The sequence below is a fragment of the Actinosynnema pretiosum genome, from assembly GCF_002354875.1.
GTDB lineage: Bacteria > Actinomycetota > Actinomycetes > Mycobacteriales > Pseudonocardiaceae > Actinosynnema > Actinosynnema auranticum.
Genome location: NZ_CP023445.1, coordinates 4,723,907 through 4,741,214, shown reverse-complemented (window position 1 = coordinate 4,741,214; position 17,308 = coordinate 4,723,907). Strand labels below are relative to the sequence as shown.

The following is a 17,308-nucleotide window of genomic DNA, read 5'->3' as shown; positions in this document are numbered from 1 at the left end:
ATTGCGCGAACGTTGCGACGACGCGTTCCCGAGACATTCTGTCGAGAACCTGTCGAGTCGTCTCGAAATACGCCACGAGGCGGCAGGGGATCGACCGGCGAGCCCAACCGAATGGAGACCACATGCCTTCCGCCCAGGTTTTCCCGCAAGCCCTGCTCGACGAGCTGGCCCACGACCCGGACAGCCCCGCCTTCGAGCGCGGCGCCCGCGCCACCACCAGGGGCGAGCTGCTCGACCTCGTCCGCCGCACGGCCTCCGCCCTGCGCGGCGCGGGCGCCGGACCGGGCACGGGCGTGGCCGTCGCGGTCGGCGTCACCGCCGAGGGCTTCGCCGCCCAGATCGCCGCGCACGCGCTGGGCTGCCGCGTCGTCATGGTCCGCAAGGGCCTGGGCCGCGCCCACCTGCCGCACGTGGTCGGCGACGTCGACCTGCTCGTCGTGGACGCCGAGGGCGACCACCCGGACCTGCGGACCGCCGCACCCGCCGCGAAGCCCGTCGTGCTGGAGACCGACCTGCCCGCCGCGAGCCGCGAGCGCCTGACGCCCATGGGCAGGCCCGGCGACGCCGCCCTGGTGACCTACACCAGCGGCAGCACCGGGCAGCCCAAGGGCGTGGTGATGACCTACGCCGCGCTCTCGGTCTACTGGGCCTGGCAGCCCGACCGGTGGGACGCGCGGGTGCGCGAGCACGCCGAGCGCTACTCCCGGTTCCTGCTGTTCGGCACGCTCGCCAGCGCCGTCGTGTTCGAGCACCTGGGCCTGTGCCTGCTCGGCGGCGGCACGGCCGTGGTCCCCGAGTCCGGCCTGCCCGACCTGCCCGCCGACTTCGGCAGGCTGCGCGGCACCGCCTGCCTGCTCACCGTCCCGCGCCTGCACCACGTGCTCGACGCGGTGCGCGCGGGCGGCGTGGACACCTCGTCGCTGCGGCTGCTGCTCGTCGCGGGCTCCCCGCTCGCGCCGCACCGGATGGCGCAGGCGCACGAGCTGCTCGGCGACGTCGTGCGGCAGGCCTACGGGCAGACCGAGACCGGGATGCTCACCGTGCTCACCGCCGAGGACGTGCGGCGCCACCCCGACGCGGTGCGCTCGGTCGGGCGGCCGTGGGCGGGCGTCCGGGTGCGGGTCGTGGACGGCGACGGCGCGGACGTGCCGACGGGCGTCGCGGGTGAGGTGCTGGTGCGCGTGGACTGCGCCTCCGCCGGGTACTGGCGCGACCCCGAGCGCACCGCCGAGGTGCTGCGCGACGGCTGGGTGCGCACCCGCGACCTGGGCGAGCTGGACGCCGAGGGCTTCCTGCACCTGACCGGCCGGGCGCGCGACGTGATCATCGTGGACGCGGTCCTGCACCACGCGGGGGCGATCGAGCGGGTGCTCGCGGGCCACCCGGACGTGGACCAGGCCTACGCGGTCGGCGCGCCGGACGAGCGGACGGGGGAGGCGGTGCACGCCTTCGTGGTGCCGAGGGCGGGCGCGACGCCGGACGCCGACGCGCTGCGCGGGCTGGTCGCGGGGGAGCTGGGCGCGGGCGCGCGGCCCCGGACCGTGACGGCGGTGGCGGCCGTCCCGCTGCTGCCCGGCGGCAAGCCGGACAAGAAAGCGCTCCTGGCGCTGCTGGACCGCGCGGGCTAGCGGGTCCGGACGGGGGAGCGGAACCGGCCGAACGAACGGCTGCCAACTGTCAACAGTTGTCGGATTTGTCTGGTCGGTCATGCGCTGACCAGGCAAACCCCTCAACTGCGGTCCTGGTTCTTGACAGAGGTCTAGTCCACCTACAAATCTAAGAGAGCGCTCTCACAGAGCGCTCGGGCCGCGTCGACCACGCGTCCGGACCCTGCACTGGAGCACCGCGCTCGACACGCACCACCGCACCACAGCCGCCACCGGCACCCGCGCCTCACCGCCGCGAGGTAGGGAAACCCCATCCTGCTCACGAGGAGTTCCCGATGCGCACCACGTCGAGGTGGGCCACCGCCCTCCTGGCGCTCACCGCAGCCGCCGCGGCGACCGTCGCAGGACCCGCAGGCCCCGCCCAGGCGATCGGCCCGGACCTGCTCCCCCTCACCGTCACCAACAGCAGCGGCCGTTCAGGCTCGGTGCACCTCTACGTGCTCGGCACCGACATCCGCAACGGCCGCCTCGGCTACGTCAACCAGGCGGGCGCCTTCACCCCCTGGTCCGGCGGCGCCACCCCGCCCGTGCCCGCGCCGGACGTGTCCATCAACGGCCCGGCCAACGGCGGGTCGACCACCCTGCGCATCCCGCGCTTCATCTCCGGCCGCGTCTACATGTCGTTCGGGGAGAAGCTGAAGTTCTTCCTCCCGCCGAGCGGCCTGGTGCAGCCCGCGCCGTGGAACCCGTCGGACCCGAACACCAACATCCTGTTCGACTGGAGCGAGTTCACCTACAACGACGCGGGCCTGTGGATCAACAGCTCGCAGGTGGACATGTTCGCCGTGCCGCACTCGGTCAGCGTCACCGGCGCGAGCGGCCAGACCCGCACCACCGGCGCGCTCAAGGCCAACGGGCGCGACAACGTCATCAACGGCCTGAAGTCCCAGTCGGGCTGGAGCGGCCTGGTCCGCACCCGCTCCTCCGACGGCACCGTCCTGCGCGTCCTCGCGCCGGGCAAGGCCGCCGAGGCCGGGCTGTTCAGCGCCACCTACCTGGACCCGTACATCACCCAGGCGTGGAACGCGTACACGAGCAAGACGCTGACCGTCGTGCCGTTCGGCGACCAGCCGAGCATCAAGTACTTCGGCCGCACCTCGGGCAGCACCATGACGTTCACCAACACCGCGGGCCAGCGGGTCGCGACGTTCCAGAAGCCGTCCACGTCCAACGTGTGGGGCTGCGACGGCGCGCTCGCCGCACCCAACGACCAGGTGGTCGGCCCGATCGCCCGCACCCTGTGCGCGGCGCTGCACCGCTCCACCCTCGGCACGCTCGACACCCAGCCCAGCGGCGGCGCGGCGGACTTCTACAAGGGCTCCATCACCAACCACTACTCGCGCCTGGTCCACCAGAACATGGTCGACGGCCGCGCCTACGGCTTCGCGTTCGACGACGTGCTCGCCCAGGAGTCCCTGGTGCACGACGGCGACCCGCGCTCCGCGGGCATCACGCTGACCCCGTTCACCGGTGGCGGCGGCGCCGACCCCGGCAACAAGACCAGCATCGTCTCCGACTGGCACGGCAAGTGCGTCGACGTGCCCAACTGGAACTTCGCCGACGGCCAGCGCCTGATCGTGTGGGACTGCACGGGCGGCACCAACCAGAAGTTCGAGTGGACCGGCGGCCAGCTCAAGACCGACAACAACATGTGCGTCGACGTCGCCTGGGGCTCCAGCACCAACGGCGCGGCCGTGCAGCTGGCCGCGTGCAGCGGCAACGGGGCCCAGCAGTGGGTGCTCTCCGGCGCGGGCGACCTGGTGAACCCGCAGTCCAACAAGTGCCTGGACATCCCGGCCGAGACGCCGGGCAACGACGCGGTGCTCCAGCTCTGGGAGTGCCTCGGCAACCCGAACCAGAAGTGGCACAAGGGCTGACCCTCCGGGTAACCCGATGACGAGGGGCGGGGTGGGCGCGGTCGCCGAACCGCGCCCACCCCGCCCCCCTTCTCCCGTGCGCCGGTCGGTCAGCGGGCCGCTCCCCCTGTCGCGGCTCCTCGCACGGCGCCCGCCCCGGTCGTGGCGGGGCTCCCCGCCACGACCGGAGCGGTCACGCCCACCACCTCTGCCAGACCGCGTTGTCCATGCCCTGCACGAAGACGTCGATCCGGCCGGGCCCCCACGACACGGCGGCGGGCGCGTGCTGGAACGTGCCGCCCAGCGACTCCCAGCCGAGCCAGGACGAGCCGTTCCACCACTTGTGCCACAGGGCGTTGTCGGTGCCCTTGGCGAACACGTCGAGCCTGCCGCCCGCCCACGAGGACACCGTCGGTCCGGCCGTGATCACCCCGCCGAGCGACTCCCAGCCGGACCACGTCGAGCCGTTCCACCACTTGTGCCACAGCGCGTTGTCGGTGCCCGCGCCGAAGAGGTCGATCCGGTTCGGGCCCCAGGAGACGGCGGCCGGGTTGTCGATGATGGTCCCGCCCAGCGATTCCCAGCCGGACCAGGACGAGCCGTTCCACCACTTGTGCCAGACGGCGTTGTCGGTGCCCTTGGCGAACACGTCCAGCCGCCCCTGCGACCACGAGGACACCGCGGGTCCCGACGTGATCACCCCGCCGAGCGACTCCCACCCCGACCAGCGGGACCCGTCCCACCACTTGTGCCACAGCGCGTTGTCCGTGCCGCGCCCGAAGAGGTCGATCCGGTCCTCGCCCCACGAGACGGCCGCCGGGTTGTCGATGATGTTCCCGCCGAGCGACTCCCAGCCGGACCAGGACGAGCCGTTCCACCACTTGTGCCAGACCGCCGAGTCCTCGCCCCTGGCGAACAGGTCCAGCCGCCCCTGGGACCACGAGGACACCGCGGGGCCGGACGTGACGCGCCCTCCCATGCTCGACCAGCCGTACCAAGCCCGCGCGGACGGCGCCGCCACGGCCGTCCCGCCCAACACGCCCAGCGCCGCGACCACCGCGACGACCACCCTCACCAGCCGAGTGCGCACAGCAACCCTCCGGTCATTGCAGGAATTCCTGGAACGATTTCCGAAGCTAACACGCCGGCGCATTGTCGAATGGGCGGTAATATTTTCACCCGAACCGGGAGGAAAACGCGGCTAACGCTCGCTCGCCGTCGCTGACCTGGGGTCTCCGGGTGAGAATCGCTGCCGGATCGTGCGGCCCGCCTCGCCCCGCAGGGCGATTCATGACCGGAAATAACAATCATCGGCGCGGCTCGCGGGACCCCTCCGGGCCCGCGCCGCCGGGACGCGCCACCGGCCGCCGAACGCCGCCACCCCGGCTGGGCCACCCGGCCCACCCCGCCGAAAACCGGCAAACGCGCAGGTCGCGCGGCCCGCGCGGCCGAACGGCCCACCCCGTAACGGGATCACTCCCACCCTCGATCTCCCGGACGTCCACCGCCACGAGCCACCGTGGCCACGGGAGAGGCGTGAACGCGATGTCCCTGTCCAGCGCCGTACTGCGCGCTTTAACCTGCGCCCTGCTGGCGCTGTCCGCGCTCGCGGCGCCCGCGACCGCCGAGCCGACCTGCCCCTGCGGGCTGTGGGACGAGCACGACACCCCCGCCGTCCTCGACGCCGCCGAGCCCTCCGCCGTCGAGCTGGGCCTTGCCTGGCACGCCGACCGCGACGGCTACGCGCTCGGCGTCCGCTTCTACAAGGGCCCCGGCAACACCGGCACGCACACCGGCTCCCTCTGGTCCGCCGACGGGCGCAGGCTCGCCACCGGCACGTTCGCCGACGAGACCGGCGCAGGCTGGCAGACCCTGCTGTTCCCGGCGCCCGTCGCGGTCCCGGCGGGCGTCGACCACCTGGTGTCCTACCTCTCGCCCACCGGCCACTTCTCCGTCGACCCCGACTACTTCACCGCGCCGCGCCGCGCCGACCCGCTCACCGCCCCCGGCGCGGGCGCGTTCCGCGGCGGCGGCGGATTCCCGGACCAGCGCTCCGGGGCGAGCAACTACTGGGTCGACGTGCTGTGGGCCGCCGAACCCGGCCCCGACCTGCGCCCGCCCGCCCTCGTCGGCGCCACCCCGGTCGACGGCGCCTCCAGCTCCCCGACGTCCGGCAGGGTCACCGCCACCTTCGACGAGCCGGTCGACCCGGACACCGCCACCCTCGCCGTCACCGGCCCGGACGGCCCCGTCGCGGGCGCGGTCACCACCTCCGAGGACCGGCGCTCCACCACGTTCGTCCCCGAGTCGCCGCTGCCCGGCGGCACGCGGCACCGCGCCGAGGTCGTCGTCCACGACGCCGCGGGCAACCGCCGGGCGCACACCTGGTCGTTCACCACCGCCGCCCCCAGGCCGACCGGCTGCCCGTGCTCGGTGTGGGACGAGAGCGCCGCGCCCGCCGTCCCGGCCAGCGCCGACCCGGCCGCCGTCGAGCTCGGCGCCAGGGTCCGCTTCGACGGCCGCGCCGAGGTGCTGGGCGTGCGCTTCTACAAGGGCCCCGGCAACACCGGCCCGCACACCGGCTCCCTCTGGGCGGGCAACGGCGTGCTGCTGGCCACCGGCGCGTTCGCCGACGAGAGCGCGAGCGGCTGGCAGACCCTGCGCTTCACCTCCCCGGTGATCGTGCAGGCCGCCACCGACTACGTGGTGTCCTACTCCGCGCCGAACGGCCGCTACGCCGCCGACCTCGGCTACTTCCGCGCGGGCGAGGCCACCCACGGCGCCGCCCACCTGCCCCAGGACGGCGACGGCGGACCCAACGGCCTCTACCGCTACGGCGGCGGGTTCCCCACCTCCTCGGTCCAGGGCGCGAACTACTGGGTGGACGTGCTCTACCGCAACGGCTTCAACGGCGACACCACCGCGCCGACCCTGCTGGAGCGCGCCCCGGAGGGCGACGCCGCCGACGCGCCCCTGACCGCCACGTTCAGCGAGCCCGTCGACCCGGCCTCCGCCCAGGTGCGGCTGACCGACCCGGCGGGCGCGCGGCTGCGCGGCTCGGTGTCCCTGTCGGCGGACCTGCGCACCGTCACCTGGCGCCCGGACGGCGCGCTGCGCGGCGCGACCCGCTACACCGCCCGCGTCATGGCCGCCGACGTCAACGGCAACCCGCTCGCCGAACCGGGCGCCTGGGCGTTCACCACCGCCGCCCCGCGCTGCCCGTGCTCGCTGTTCAGCACCGCCACCGCGCCCGCCCCGCCGACCAGCGGCGAGGACACCGCGCACGAGCTGGGCGTGCGCTTCACCCCCACCACCCCCGGCAAGGTCACCGGCGTGCGCTTCCACAAGGGGCCCGGCAACACCGGCACGCACACCGGTTCGCTGTGGTCCGCCGACGGGCGCAGGCTCGCCACCGGCACGTTCACCGGCGAGACCGCGAGCGGCTGGCAGTCGCTGACCTTCGCGTCCCCGGTCGTCGTGGTGCCCGGCGAGGTCTACGTCGCCTCCTACACCGCCCCGAACGGCCGCTGGTCGCTCGACGAGCGCTACTTCCAGCGCGCCCTCGTCGACACCCCGCCGCTGCGCACCCCCGCCCCCGCCGACTGGGAGAGCGACGGCGTCGGCGTCTACCTGCCCGGCGCGGGCTTCCCCACCCGCAGCTACCAGGGCAACAACTACTGGGTCGACGCCGTCTACACCCCCAGCGCCGACACCGCCCCGCCCGTCCTCACCTCCCGCACCCCGCTCGCCGGGGCCGTCGAGGTCGACCCGCTGACCACCGTCGTCGCCTCCTTCGACGAACCGCTCGACGCCACCCGCAGCTCCGTCACCGTCACCGGACCCGACGGGGCCCAGGTCGCAGGCCGGTTCACCGCGCGCCCGGACGGCCTGACCCTGGTGTGGACGCCCGACGCGCCGATGGGGGCCGGTCACCACACCGTCTCGATCCGCACCGCCGACGTCAGCGGCAACGTCCTGCCCACCCAGGTGACCTGGGCTTTCACCGTCGGCGGGAGGTGAGCGGAACCCGCCCCGCGCGGGGGTCGTCGCAGCAGGGGTTCCCCGGTCCGGGCGTGGGTCCTACCACGTCCGGACCAATCGCTGGGTAACGTCAGCCCCGCGAATCCCTGCACGCGAGCACAAACCTGGAGTTGAACGACGCCGTGAGCGGTCCACACGAAGGCGCTGCGGCGCCGAGGATCATCGGGAACCGGTACGCGCTGCTGGCCGAGCTGGGCCGGGGCGCCATGGGCGTGGTCTGGCGGGCCCACGACAACCTCATCAACCGCAAGGTCGCCATCAAGGAGCTGCACCTGCCCGAGGGGCTGCCGCCCCAGGAGGTGCAGGTGCTCCAGCAGCGGGTGCTGCGCGAGGCCCGCACGGCGGGCGCGCTCAACGACCCCGCCGTGGTCACCGTGTTCGACGTGATCGTCGAGAACGGCGTGACCTACATCGTCATGGAGCTGGTGGAGGGGCAGCCGCTGGACACCCTGGTCAAGCGCAACGGCCCCATGCCCGCCGAGCACGTGGCGGGCATCGGCCTGCGGGTGCTCTCCGCGCTCCAGGCCGCGCACGGCGCGGGCATCGTGCACCGCGACGTCAAGCCCGGCAACATCCTGGTGTGCCCGGACGGGCAGGTGAAGCTGACCGACTTCGGCATCGCCCAGGCCGTCGACGACCCCGGCCTGACCCTCAACAACGCCATCATCGGCTCGCCCGCCTACCTGTCGCCGGAGCGGGTGCGCGGCGAGGCGGCGACCCCGGCGTCCGACCTGTGGGCGTTCGGCGCGACCCTGGCCTACGCGGTCGAGGGCTCCGCCCCGTTCCAGCGCACCTCGACCGCGTCCACCCTGCACGCGATCATGAACGAGACGCCGCAGCTGCGCCTGGCGCACGGCTCGGTCGCCGCCGCCATCGCGGGCCTGCTCGCCGCCGACCCCAGGGCCCGGCTCACCGCGACCCAGGCCGCCGCGCTGCTGTCCGGCAACGCGACCAGGCCCGTGGCCGTCGCCGCCGGTCCCACCGCGGGCGCCGGGCAGGTCGCCCGGCAGCCCGCGCCCGCCAAGCGCGCCCCGGTGCTGGTCGCCGCGGGCGTGGTGGCGCTGCTGCTGGCCACCGGCGCGTTCTTCGCCGGGCGGGCCCTGTCCGACTCGACCGAGGCCGCGGGCTCCACCCCGACCGGGAACGGCTCGGACGCGCCGAGAACGGAGCTGGACGTGACGTTCTACAGCTTCGGCAGGCAGGGCGACATCCCGGTGTGGGCCATGGGGCAGCAGGGCTGCGGCACCAACCTGATCACCAAGGGCGCGGCGTTCGACTGGCAGCAGAACGTGGACTGCTCGCAGCCGCACAAGATCGAGCGGTACGCGGCGGAGACCCCGTTCTACGACCGCGCCGAGAAGGGCCTCGCGGTGCCCTACCCCGGCCAGGAGTGGTTCCGGGACTACGCGCTGCACTACTGCGACCTGCACGCGCGGACCGTGCGGGTGAGCGCCGACGAGCGCGACGCGTTCGTGTTCTACGCCCTGGCCCCCACCAAGGAGGAGTGGGAGTACAAGGACGGCGAGGCGGTCGGCGCCAAGGAGGTCGTGTGCGTCCTGGCGGGCAAGGACGGGGCCGACCGGACCGGCAGCGCGCGCGGCTGAGACCCTGCGGTGGGGTGGCTTCCCCCCGGCCACCCCACCGGCCCGGCTCAGCGGCTCAGCGCGGTCCTGACCTTCAGCACGGCCGCGTGCTCGGCCCGCGCGACGCTCCCGTCGGCGGTCGCCACCTCGCGGCAGATCTCCACCACGGCGTCGGCGAACGCCTCCGCGTCCTGCGGCGCGCGGTACGCCACCAGCGCGAACGACTGGCGCAGCGCCGCGAGCACCCCGTGCTCCACCTCGGCCATCGTGCCGCCCGGGAGCTCCGGGGTGTCCGCGGAGATCGCCTCGCGCACCTCGTCGGGCAGGGCGGCCATCGCCCGGACACCCGCGTGCGTCTCCTTGTCGAGCGCGCCCTCGTCCGCTACCGACACCAGCACCATCGCGCCGTAGACGGCGGTGCGCAGCGTCCGGCTCTCCTCGTCGGTGTAACCCATGGGGGACACCCTAGCTTGATCACGTTCCGCTTCCCGCTGCTCGGGGTTCCGGATCCCCGCGCAGGTCAGCGCGGGTTCCGGCGAAGCCCCGCCGGGGGAGCCGGGGCCGGCTTACGATCACCCAGGGACCGCCCGGCCGGGTCGTGGCGGGCGCGGCGCGACGGGGGAGCGGGCATGAGCGGTTACGAGATCGTCGCCGAGCAGCTGGCCGGGCACGGCAAGCAGCTCGCGGACCTCAGCACGCGGGTGCAGGGCGCGGTGGACGCGGCCCGCTCGGTGAGCATGCCGACCGACGCCTACGGCATCCTGTGCCAGCCGTTCCGGATGATGCTGGACCCGGTGGAGAGCCTGGGCCTGACCGCCCTGGGCGGGGCGGTGGACGCGCTGGACGCCTCGGGCGTCGAGATCGAGGGCGCGGTGCGGCAGTACCGGGAGATGGAGGACGGGGTCGCGCAGCAGATGAACCAGATCGGCGACCGGATGTGAGTCCGGGGGCGTTCTGGCGCTGATCACCCCGCGAGCAGCCGGGGCCGCAGCTCCAGCCACGGCCGCAGCGCGTCCGCGACGTCCGGGGACAGCAGCGGCGGCAGGTGGCGCAGGCCGTGCAGCTCGTTGCGCAGCAGGCGGGCGGCGCGGGTGTCGGCCTCGTCGAGCCTGCGGTCGCACAGCGCCTCGGCGTTCGCGGGCGCGGCGGCGAGCCAGTCCCGCGCCGCCTCGTCCGGGGTGCGCCAGGCCAGTTCCGGGGCGTCGAGCAGCCACTCGACCGCCGTGACTGCGGCCTCGCCCGGCGGGACGAGCCCGGCCTCGGCTGCCACCCGCGTCACCCTGGCCCGGCGCTCGGTGAGCTTCCCGGCGTTGGTCGAGTGCAGCGCGCTGGACAACCCCGCCCACTCGGCCGCCGGGTCCACCCGCCCGGCCAGCTCGACCAGCCGGTCCCGCAACCGCGCCTCGGACACCTCGTAGCACCCGCGCGCCACCCGCCGGAACTCCTCCAGCCGGTGCTCCGCGCGCGCCCAGGCGTCCTGCTGCTAGGACAGCGGCGTGGCCCGAACCTTCAGCACCTGCCCGTCGGCCCCGTGGCCGACCTCCGCCACCTCCCGCACAGCCACCCCGCTCACCGCGCCGAGCCTGGTGCGCGCGGAGTCGTGGTGCGGCGGCTCCACCAGCGCGAACCCGCGCGTCCCCACCGCCGCGACCAGCTCGTCCAGCGGCAGGGGGGCCGTGCCGGAACGGGCCGTAGCGCGCCACCAGCGGGTCGCCGACCTGGCCTGCCAGGTAGCCAAGCCTGTGCGCCTGCGCCTCGCACCAGTCGACCTCCCAGCCGCGCGGACCGCGCGACCGGGCGAAGTCGACCAGCGGGGTGCTCGTGCTCGCGCGCTCCGGGGCGAGCCGCTCGCCGAACAACGCGAACACCTCGTCCGCACCGTCGGTGTGGTCCAGGGCGAGGACAGGCTCGGTGGTCACCAGGTCGGCGAGGAAGTCCAGGTCCCTCCCGCCCCGGACGCTCCGCCCGGTCAGCGGCTCGCACCCCGCAGCCGTCCGATCAGCGACCGCCGCTGCTCCGGCTCCGCCCTGAGCGTCTCCAGCCCGACGACCGGCCCCGGTGGCGCCGCGCTCACGTCGCGGCCCGACAGCAGCCGGGGCCGCAGCTCCAGCCACGGGCGCAGCAGCGCGACCGACCTGCGGTCCAGCATCGGCAGCAGGTCGGCGAGCACGTGCAGCTGGTCGCGCAGCACGCGCGCCTGCCGGGTGCGCGGCTCGTCCAGCCGCCGGTCGCACAGCGCCCGCACCGCCTCCAGCGGCGGCACGGCGGCCAGCCAGTCGGCCAGGATCGCCTCCGGCGGCACCCCGTCCGGCACCTGCCCGCCCGTCCACGGGGCCTCGGCGGCCCACAGCGCGCGCGTCACGGCGACCTCGTCCGGCGGCACCACGCCCAGCTCGAACACCGCGCGGTCCAGCCGCAGCACGCTCGTCGACATCCGGTCGCCCGCCACGCCCCCGACCCGGCGGCGCAGCACCCGCCACCAGTCCCGCAGGTCCTGCCCGGCGGACTGCTCGCGCACCCAGTCGGGTTCGACCTCGCCCATCCGGTGCACCCGGTGCGCCAGCTCGTGGAACTCGTGCTCGCGCGGCCGGGCCTTCTGCAGCACCCCGTAGTCGGCGCCCTCGCGGTCGTGCGTCACGCACAGCACCGCGCCCGGCGGGTACGGCGAGGGCGGGCGGCGGGCGAGCTCCCAGGACGGCGGGTACGAGTCGGGCTCGACCAGCGCGACCATCCCGGTCGCGGGCGCCCAGAGCACCCGGTGCCCGTTCGCTTCCAGCGGCAGCTCCTCCACCGCGAACCCGCGCGCCGCGACCGCCGCCCGCAGCTCCCGCTCGTGCAGCAGCGCCCGCCGGAACGGCCCGTACCGCTCGGTGATCACCCGGTCGACGCGGGTGAGGCGCGGGAGCAGCCGGGGGAGCGCGCCGAACCAGGAGAACCGCCACTCGCCGACGTGCCGGGGGACGTAGAGGCGGGTCCAGCAGAAGGTGGCGAGCTCGTCCTGGCGGCAGTGCGTGGGACCGGGGACGTCGTCCTGCGGCAACCACTCGGGGCCGAGGCGGTCGCGGACCTCGTCGAAGGAGCTGGTGTGGTCGACGCCGAGGAGGGTGCCGGTGGTGAGCAGGTCGGCGAAGAAGTCGATGTCCCCCATGGGGGGCATTGTCCCAGCGGGAGCGCGAACCCCCGCTCCCGGAGTGGCGCAGCGGAAACCGCGTCAGCTCACGCGATCTCCCCCAGCTCGTCCATCACCTCCGCCCCCGCGATGAACGCCGCCGCCGCCAACGCCCCCGACCCGCTCGCCAACCGCCGGTACTCGCGCAACGCCGCGTGCCGGTCCCCCATCGCCTGGTAGCTCCGCGCCACCAGGTACCGGCACTCGTCCGCCCGCTCCACCCACTCCGCGCCCTCCACCTCCACCAGGTGGTCCAACCACCCCGAGGCCCGCACCCCCGCGTCCACCGCGTCCTCCCACCGCCCGGCCGCGTGGTCCGCGCGCAGCAGCTGGTACCAGTGCTCCGCCGTGTCCACCCCGCGCACCACCGCCTGCCCCACCGCCTCGTTCAGGTCGTCCGCCGCCGCCCCCGGATCGACCTCCACCAGCGCCACCCCGCGCAGGTACCGCAGGTGCCCGGCCAGCCTCCCCGGCGGCAGTCCGCGCAGCCGCTTCTCCGCGAACCGCCGCAGCTCCGCCCCTCCCCGCCCGAGCTGCCCGTGCGCCAGCCGCACCTGCTCGACCGCCTCCACGGCCCGCTCCCACGCCTCCACCGACACCGCCGCGTCCAGCGCCGCCACGGCGTGCTCCCGCGCCTGCGCCGCCTGCCGCCCGTCCTCGGTGCGCCACGCCGCCTCGCGCACCCCCACCGCCGCCGCCAGCACCGCGTCCCGCGCCTCCCGCGCCGCGACCGCCGCCCGCTCCAGCGCCCGGTGCGCCTCGTCGGTGCGCCCCACGGCGCGCAGCGCGTGCGCGTACCAGTGCTCGCCCCACCCGACCTCGACCGGCCCGCCGACCTCGCGCAGCCGCTCCACCGACTCCTGCGTCAGCGCCAGCCCCTCGGCCCCGCGCCCCGCGCCGATCACCCACACGCCCAACCACCCCAGCGCCAGCAGGTGCCTGCGCGGGTCGCCGTGCCGCAGGTGCACCTGCGCCGCCCAGCGGATCCGCAGCTCGGTCTCCTCGCCCTGGCACAACCGCGCCCGCAGCTCCGCCTGCCGCCCGGCGAGGGGCTTGGGCAGCTCGTCGCCCACCGCCGCCAGCGCCGCCCGCGCCTGCTCCTGCTCGCACCGCAGGTCGTGCTGCTCGGCCAGGTCCAGCAGCTCGCCGTCGTCGAGCCCGGCGGGCGGCAGCACGCCGGGGCAGGGGCGGGAGGTCGGGGTCAGCGGCAGGAACCGGGACACCGGGGGCGCCGCCAAGCGGGCCCGCGTCCGGTCGCCGACCGCCGACGTGCGGTTGCGGGCGTCGAACTCCTCGGCCAGCTCCAGCGCCAGCTTCCGCATCCGCCGCGCCACCACCGCGAACGGCACCGAGTTCGGGTCGCCCGCGCCCAGGTCCAGCTGCGCGTCCCCGCGCCCGGCGCGCACCACCCGCTCCGCCAGCACCGCCACCGCCGTCGCGAGCTCCAGCACCGCCGACGGCCGCTCCCGCGCCTCGAACCCGCGCATCGGCCCCAACCAGTCCACGGCCGCGTCCTCGTTGCCGGTGAGCGCGCAGAACTCCACGACCCGCCCGTGCTCCTCCACCGCCCGCGCCCGCCCGCTCAGCCCGCGCAGCACCCGCCGGTACGCCAGCGCCGCCCGCTCGCCCATCCCGGCCCGCGCCAGGGGCAGCAGCATCGCGCACCGCACCTTCAGCGCCAGCAGGTCGCCCGCGGCCGGATCGGCGAGCACCGGCGAGGCCAGCGCGTGCGCGGTCGTCACCGACGCCTCGTCGCCGCGCAGCAGCATCCGCTCGACCCCGACCGCCCGGTACCCGCCGTCCTCGGTGTCCGCGCCGCCCGCCGCGACCCACTGCACGTGGGCCCGCTCCTCGGCCTCCCAGTCACCCCGGTGCGCCGCGACCGCCCGCTCCGCCGCGTGCACCGCCCGCTGCCCGTGCCCGCGCTCCCGGCACCGCCGCCCCACGTCCGCCAGCGCGGCGGTGATCTCGTCCAGGCGGAACGAGGGGAAGTCGACCATGCGCCGCACCAGCCCCGCGTACCAGTCGAACAGCCCCGCCTCGTCCTCGGCGGAGAACCGCCACGGCTTGCGGTCGTACTCCCGCAGCGAGCGCCTGAGCTCCTCGAACACCAGCGGCCACCGGCCGTCCTCGCGGTGCGCGTCGGCGAGCATCCGGCGGGCGGCCAGCCCCGCGCGGGGCTGGTCCTCGGCGGCTGCCCTGCGCACCAGCTGCTCCAGCATGGTCGTGCGGGCCCCGCCGTGCTCCATCGCCCCGACCGCCTGCAGCGACTCCCACAGCTCGAACTCCGCGGTGCTCATCGAGCACACCCCGCAACCAACCCGCGCCGCGCCGTGATCACCCCCGAGAGCTTAGGGGGAACCGGCTCGGCCACCGAGGCAGCTCCCCGCGCGTCCCGAAACCCGCAGGGACCCCGAAGCGCCGCGCCACCGCACGAATGCGGCCAGGTCGTGGGCACACCCGCCGCGAACGCCGGACCCGCCACTGCGGTGACCCGAAACCGGCGGTGAACCGAACCGCTCGCGGGGGAACGGCCCACGGGCCGCGCCCCCCGAGGGCCGTTCGAGGGTCGCCCGAGCCGCCGCGCACCGTGAACCGCGATCGGCGGGGCCGACGCGTCCGAGCGCGGCGCGAGCCCGCCTCCCGCGCACCGACGACCACGCTGTCCACAGTGGACTGATCTTGTGCTCCTCCGCCGGAAGCGCTTCCTACCCGTCCACACCGGACTTCACACCTCGCCGCCCCGGTGGGGATGAACACCCCCTGACCCGCGCCGCGCGCCACCCGCCGGTGCGCCCGCCGTCCCGGTGCGGCGGTATCGTCCCTGCCGTGGAGCAGCACGGCAGGGACCCGCGGCGCAGCCCGGCACGGCGCGGCGCGTCCGCCGCCAAGCTCGGTTCCGTCGCGCTCGGCGCGGTGCTCGCCGCCTCCGTGCTGACCGGCGTCGCGCTCAACCGGGACAGCACCGTCACCGGCGCCGCCGTCCCCGAGGGCGGGACCGCCGAGACCGGCGGGACCACCACCACGACCACGACCTCCACCCCGCCGCCCGACCCGTGCGCCCCCGTCCTGGCCGGGCTGACCCCGCGCGCCGGGCTCGCCCAGCTGCTCCAGGTCGGCGTCAACCCGCGCGGCCCGCAGGACGCGCTGTCCATCGTCGGGTCCGAGCAGGTCGGCGGCATCTTCGTCGGCGGCGACGACGTCGGCCTGCTGTCGGGGGACGCGCTGGCCGCCGTGCACGCCGCCTCCGCGCTGCCGCTCACCGTCTCGGTGGACGACGAGGGCGGCCGGGTGCAGCGGATCGACGCGCTCGACGGCGACATCCCCAGCGCCCGCACCATGACCAGCACCCTGTCCACCGAGCAGGTCCGCGAGCTGGCCCGCGAGCGCGGCGCGGCGATGCGGGCGCGCGGCGTCAACACCGACCTCGCCCCCGTGCTCGACCTGACCGCCCAGGCCGCGAACACCGTGATCGGCGACCGCTCGTTCAGCGCCGACCCGGCCACCGCCGTCTCCTACGCCGAGGCGTTCGCCGAGGGCCTGCGCCAGGCCGGGGTCGTCCCGGTGGTCAAGCACTTCCCCGGCCACGGCAACACCTCCGGCGACTCGCACCTCGGCTCGGTCACCGCGCCCCCGCTCGCCCAGCTGCGCGCCCACGACCTCGCGCCCTACCGGGAGCTGGCCCGGTTCGGCGAGGACGTGCAGGTCATGGTCGGCCACATCGCCGTCCCCGACCTGACCGGCGGCCTGCCCGCGAGCCTGAGCCCGGCCGCGTACGAGCTGCTGCGCGGCGAGTTCGCGTTCGACGGCCTGGTCATGACCGACGACCTGGGCGCGATGCGCGCGGTGACCGACCTGGCCGACCTGCCCGACGCGGTGCTGCGCGCGCTGGTCGCGGGCGCGGACGTGGCGCTGTGGTCGTCCGGCGGCCGGGTCGGCGAGGTGCTCGACCGGTTGCAGGCCGCCGTCGCGAGCGGCGAGCTGAGCGCGGAGCGGGTGGACCGCTCGCTGCGCCGCGTGCTCAAGTCCAAGCACCTCTGCTAACGCCCCCACCAGCGTCGATCATCTTCGGTGATCGCTGCGCGTGCCGATCGGGTCTGGTTCGGCGCGCGCGGGCGCGGTGGGCTTGGCGGCATGAGGATCGGTACCCACCAAGCCGGACCGCCCGCTCCCGGCGAGCGCCCCGAGGACCTGCCCGTGGACAGCGCCTGGACCAACCAGATGCCCGGCGGCTGGGACCCGCTGGCCCTGCTCGCCGCCCACGGCCCCGGCGAGCTGGAGCTGGGCACCGCGATCGTGCCCACCTACCCCCGGCACCCGGTGGCCCTGGCCACCCAGGCGCTCACCACGCAGGCCCTGGTCGGCGGCAGGCTCACCCTCGGCATCGGCCCGAGCCACGCCTGGCACGTCACCGACCAGCTCGGCCTGCCCTACACCTCGCCCGCCGCGCACACCCGCGAGTACCTGGAGGTCCTGCGTCCCCTGCTGCGCGGCGAGCACGTGCGGCACGCGGGCGAGCACTTCACCGTCGACATCCGGCTCGACCAGCCCGTCGCGCCACCGCCGGTGCTGCTGTCCGCGCTGGGGCCGAGGATGCTGCGGGTGGCGCGGGACCTGGCGGACGGCGTCCTCGCCACCTGGTGCACGCCCGAGCTGGTCGAGCGGCACCTGGCGCCCGCGCTGGGGGAGGGCGCGCGGATCGTGGTGAGCGCCATGGTGGTGCTCACCGACGACCCGGACGCGGCGCGCGCCCAGGTGGAGGAGGCGTTCGGGGCGGCGTCGCGGATGCCCGCCTACCGGGCGCTGCTCGACCGGGGCGGGCTGGCGGGGGTGGGGGACACGGCGGTGGTCGGCAGCGAGGAGCAGGTCCTCGCCCAGCTCACCCGCCTGCGCGACGCCGGGGCCACGGACCTGGTGCTCGCCGTGCTCGGCCCGCCCGCCGACCGCGCGCGGGTGCACGAGGTGGCGGACGGGCTGCGCGGCTGACGGCGG

At 75.4% G+C, this 17,308-nt stretch carries 13 protein-coding genes; 7 read left to right on the top strand and 6 right to left on the bottom strand.

Going from position 1 to position 17,308, the window contains the following annotated elements; translation table 11 throughout:
- The first annotated feature begins 122 nt into the window (after positions 1-122).
- Together CNX65_RS20185 and CNX65_RS20180 are read left to right on the top strand one after the other, a co-directional pair.
- Complete coding sequence (locus CNX65_RS20185) at positions 123-1,628, top strand: class I adenylate-forming enzyme family protein (RefSeq protein ID WP_096495150.1); 1,506 nt, start codon at positions 123-125, stop codon at positions 1,626-1,628.
- A gap of 314 nt (positions 1,629-1,942) precedes the next feature.
- A complete protein-coding gene (locus CNX65_RS20180; protein WP_096495149.1) occupies positions 1,943-3,544 on the top strand; it encodes a glycoside hydrolase family 64 protein in 1,602 nt (533 codons plus the stop codon).
- 172 nt (positions 3,545-3,716) lie between these two features.
- On the opposite strand, the gene CNX65_RS20175 is transcribed toward CNX65_RS20180, so the two are convergent.
- Positions 3,717-4,598, bottom strand: coding sequence for a carbohydrate-binding protein (locus CNX65_RS20175; RefSeq protein ID WP_232519922.1), 882 nt, complete (start codon positions 4,596-4,598; stop codon positions 3,717-3,719).
- A 470-nt stretch (positions 4,599-5,068) separates the two neighbouring features.
- Here CNX65_RS20175 and CNX65_RS20170 point away from each other — a divergent pair, with 470 nt between their 5' ends.
- Together CNX65_RS20170 and CNX65_RS20165 are read left to right on the top strand one after the other, a co-directional pair.
- The gene (locus CNX65_RS20170) at positions 5,069-7,543 is read left to right on the top strand and encodes a DUF4082 domain-containing protein (RefSeq protein WP_096497891.1); all 2,475 of its coding nucleotides are present in this window, start codon (positions 5,069-5,071) and stop codon (positions 7,541-7,543) included.
- Between the two features lie 143 nt (positions 7,544-7,686).
- The gene (locus CNX65_RS20165; protein WP_096497890.1) at positions 7,687-9,168 is read left to right on the top strand and encodes a serine/threonine-protein kinase; all 1,482 of its coding nucleotides are present in this window, start codon (positions 7,687-7,689) and stop codon (positions 9,166-9,168) included.
- A gap of 47 nt (positions 9,169-9,215) precedes the next feature.
- On the opposite strand, the gene CNX65_RS20160 is transcribed toward CNX65_RS20165, so the two are convergent.
- On the bottom strand, positions 9,216-9,602 hold the full coding sequence (locus CNX65_RS20160) for a hypothetical protein (protein ID WP_096495147.1): 387 nt from the start codon (positions 9,600-9,602) through the stop codon (positions 9,216-9,218).
- A 174-nt stretch (positions 9,603-9,776) separates the two neighbouring features.
- On the opposite strand from CNX65_RS20160, the gene CNX65_RS20155 reads away from it, so the two are divergent.
- Positions 9,777-10,088: a hypothetical protein gene (locus tag CNX65_RS20155; RefSeq protein WP_096495146.1), complete on the top strand. Its 312-nt coding sequence runs from the start codon at positions 9,777-9,779 to the stop codon at positions 10,086-10,088.
- A 23-nt stretch (positions 10,089-10,111) separates the two neighbouring features.
- Here CNX65_RS20155 and CNX65_RS20150 read toward each other — a convergent pair whose 3' ends face one another.
- The 4 genes from CNX65_RS20150 to CNX65_RS20135 form a co-directional block, all read right to left on the bottom strand.
- Positions 10,112-10,579 carry a hypothetical protein gene (locus CNX65_RS20150; protein WP_096495145.1) on the bottom strand — a complete coding sequence of 156 codons (468 nt, stop codon included), beginning with the start codon at positions 10,577-10,579 and terminating at the stop codon, positions 10,112-10,114.
- 51 nt (positions 10,580-10,630) lie between these two features.
- Entirely contained in the window at positions 10,631-10,885 is a 255-nt protein-coding gene (locus tag CNX65_RS20145; RefSeq protein WP_096495144.1) for a hypothetical protein, read from the bottom strand.
- A gap of 231 nt (positions 10,886-11,116) precedes the next feature.
- Positions 11,117-12,295: a hypothetical protein gene (locus CNX65_RS20140; protein ID WP_096495143.1), complete on the bottom strand. Its 1,179-nt coding sequence runs from the start codon at positions 12,293-12,295 to the stop codon at positions 11,117-11,119.
- Between the two features lie 68 nt (positions 12,296-12,363).
- Entirely contained in the window at positions 12,364-14,616 is a 2,253-nt protein-coding gene (locus CNX65_RS20135) for a hypothetical protein (RefSeq protein WP_096495142.1), read from the bottom strand.
- A gap of 529 nt (positions 14,617-15,145) precedes the next feature.
- On the opposite strand from CNX65_RS20135, the gene CNX65_RS20130 reads away from it, so the two are divergent.
- Both CNX65_RS20130 and CNX65_RS20125 read left to right on the top strand, forming a co-directional pair.
- Complete coding sequence (locus CNX65_RS20130) at positions 15,146-16,360, top strand: glycoside hydrolase family 3 N-terminal domain-containing protein (protein WP_096495141.1); 1,215 nt, start codon at positions 15,146-15,148, stop codon at positions 16,358-16,360.
- A gap of 90 nt (positions 16,361-16,450) precedes the next feature.
- Positions 16,451-17,302: a TIGR03564 family F420-dependent LLM class oxidoreductase gene (locus CNX65_RS20125; RefSeq protein ID WP_096495140.1), complete on the top strand. Its 852-nt coding sequence runs from the start codon at positions 16,451-16,453 to the stop codon at positions 17,300-17,302.
- Positions 17,303-17,308 lie beyond the last annotated feature (6 nt).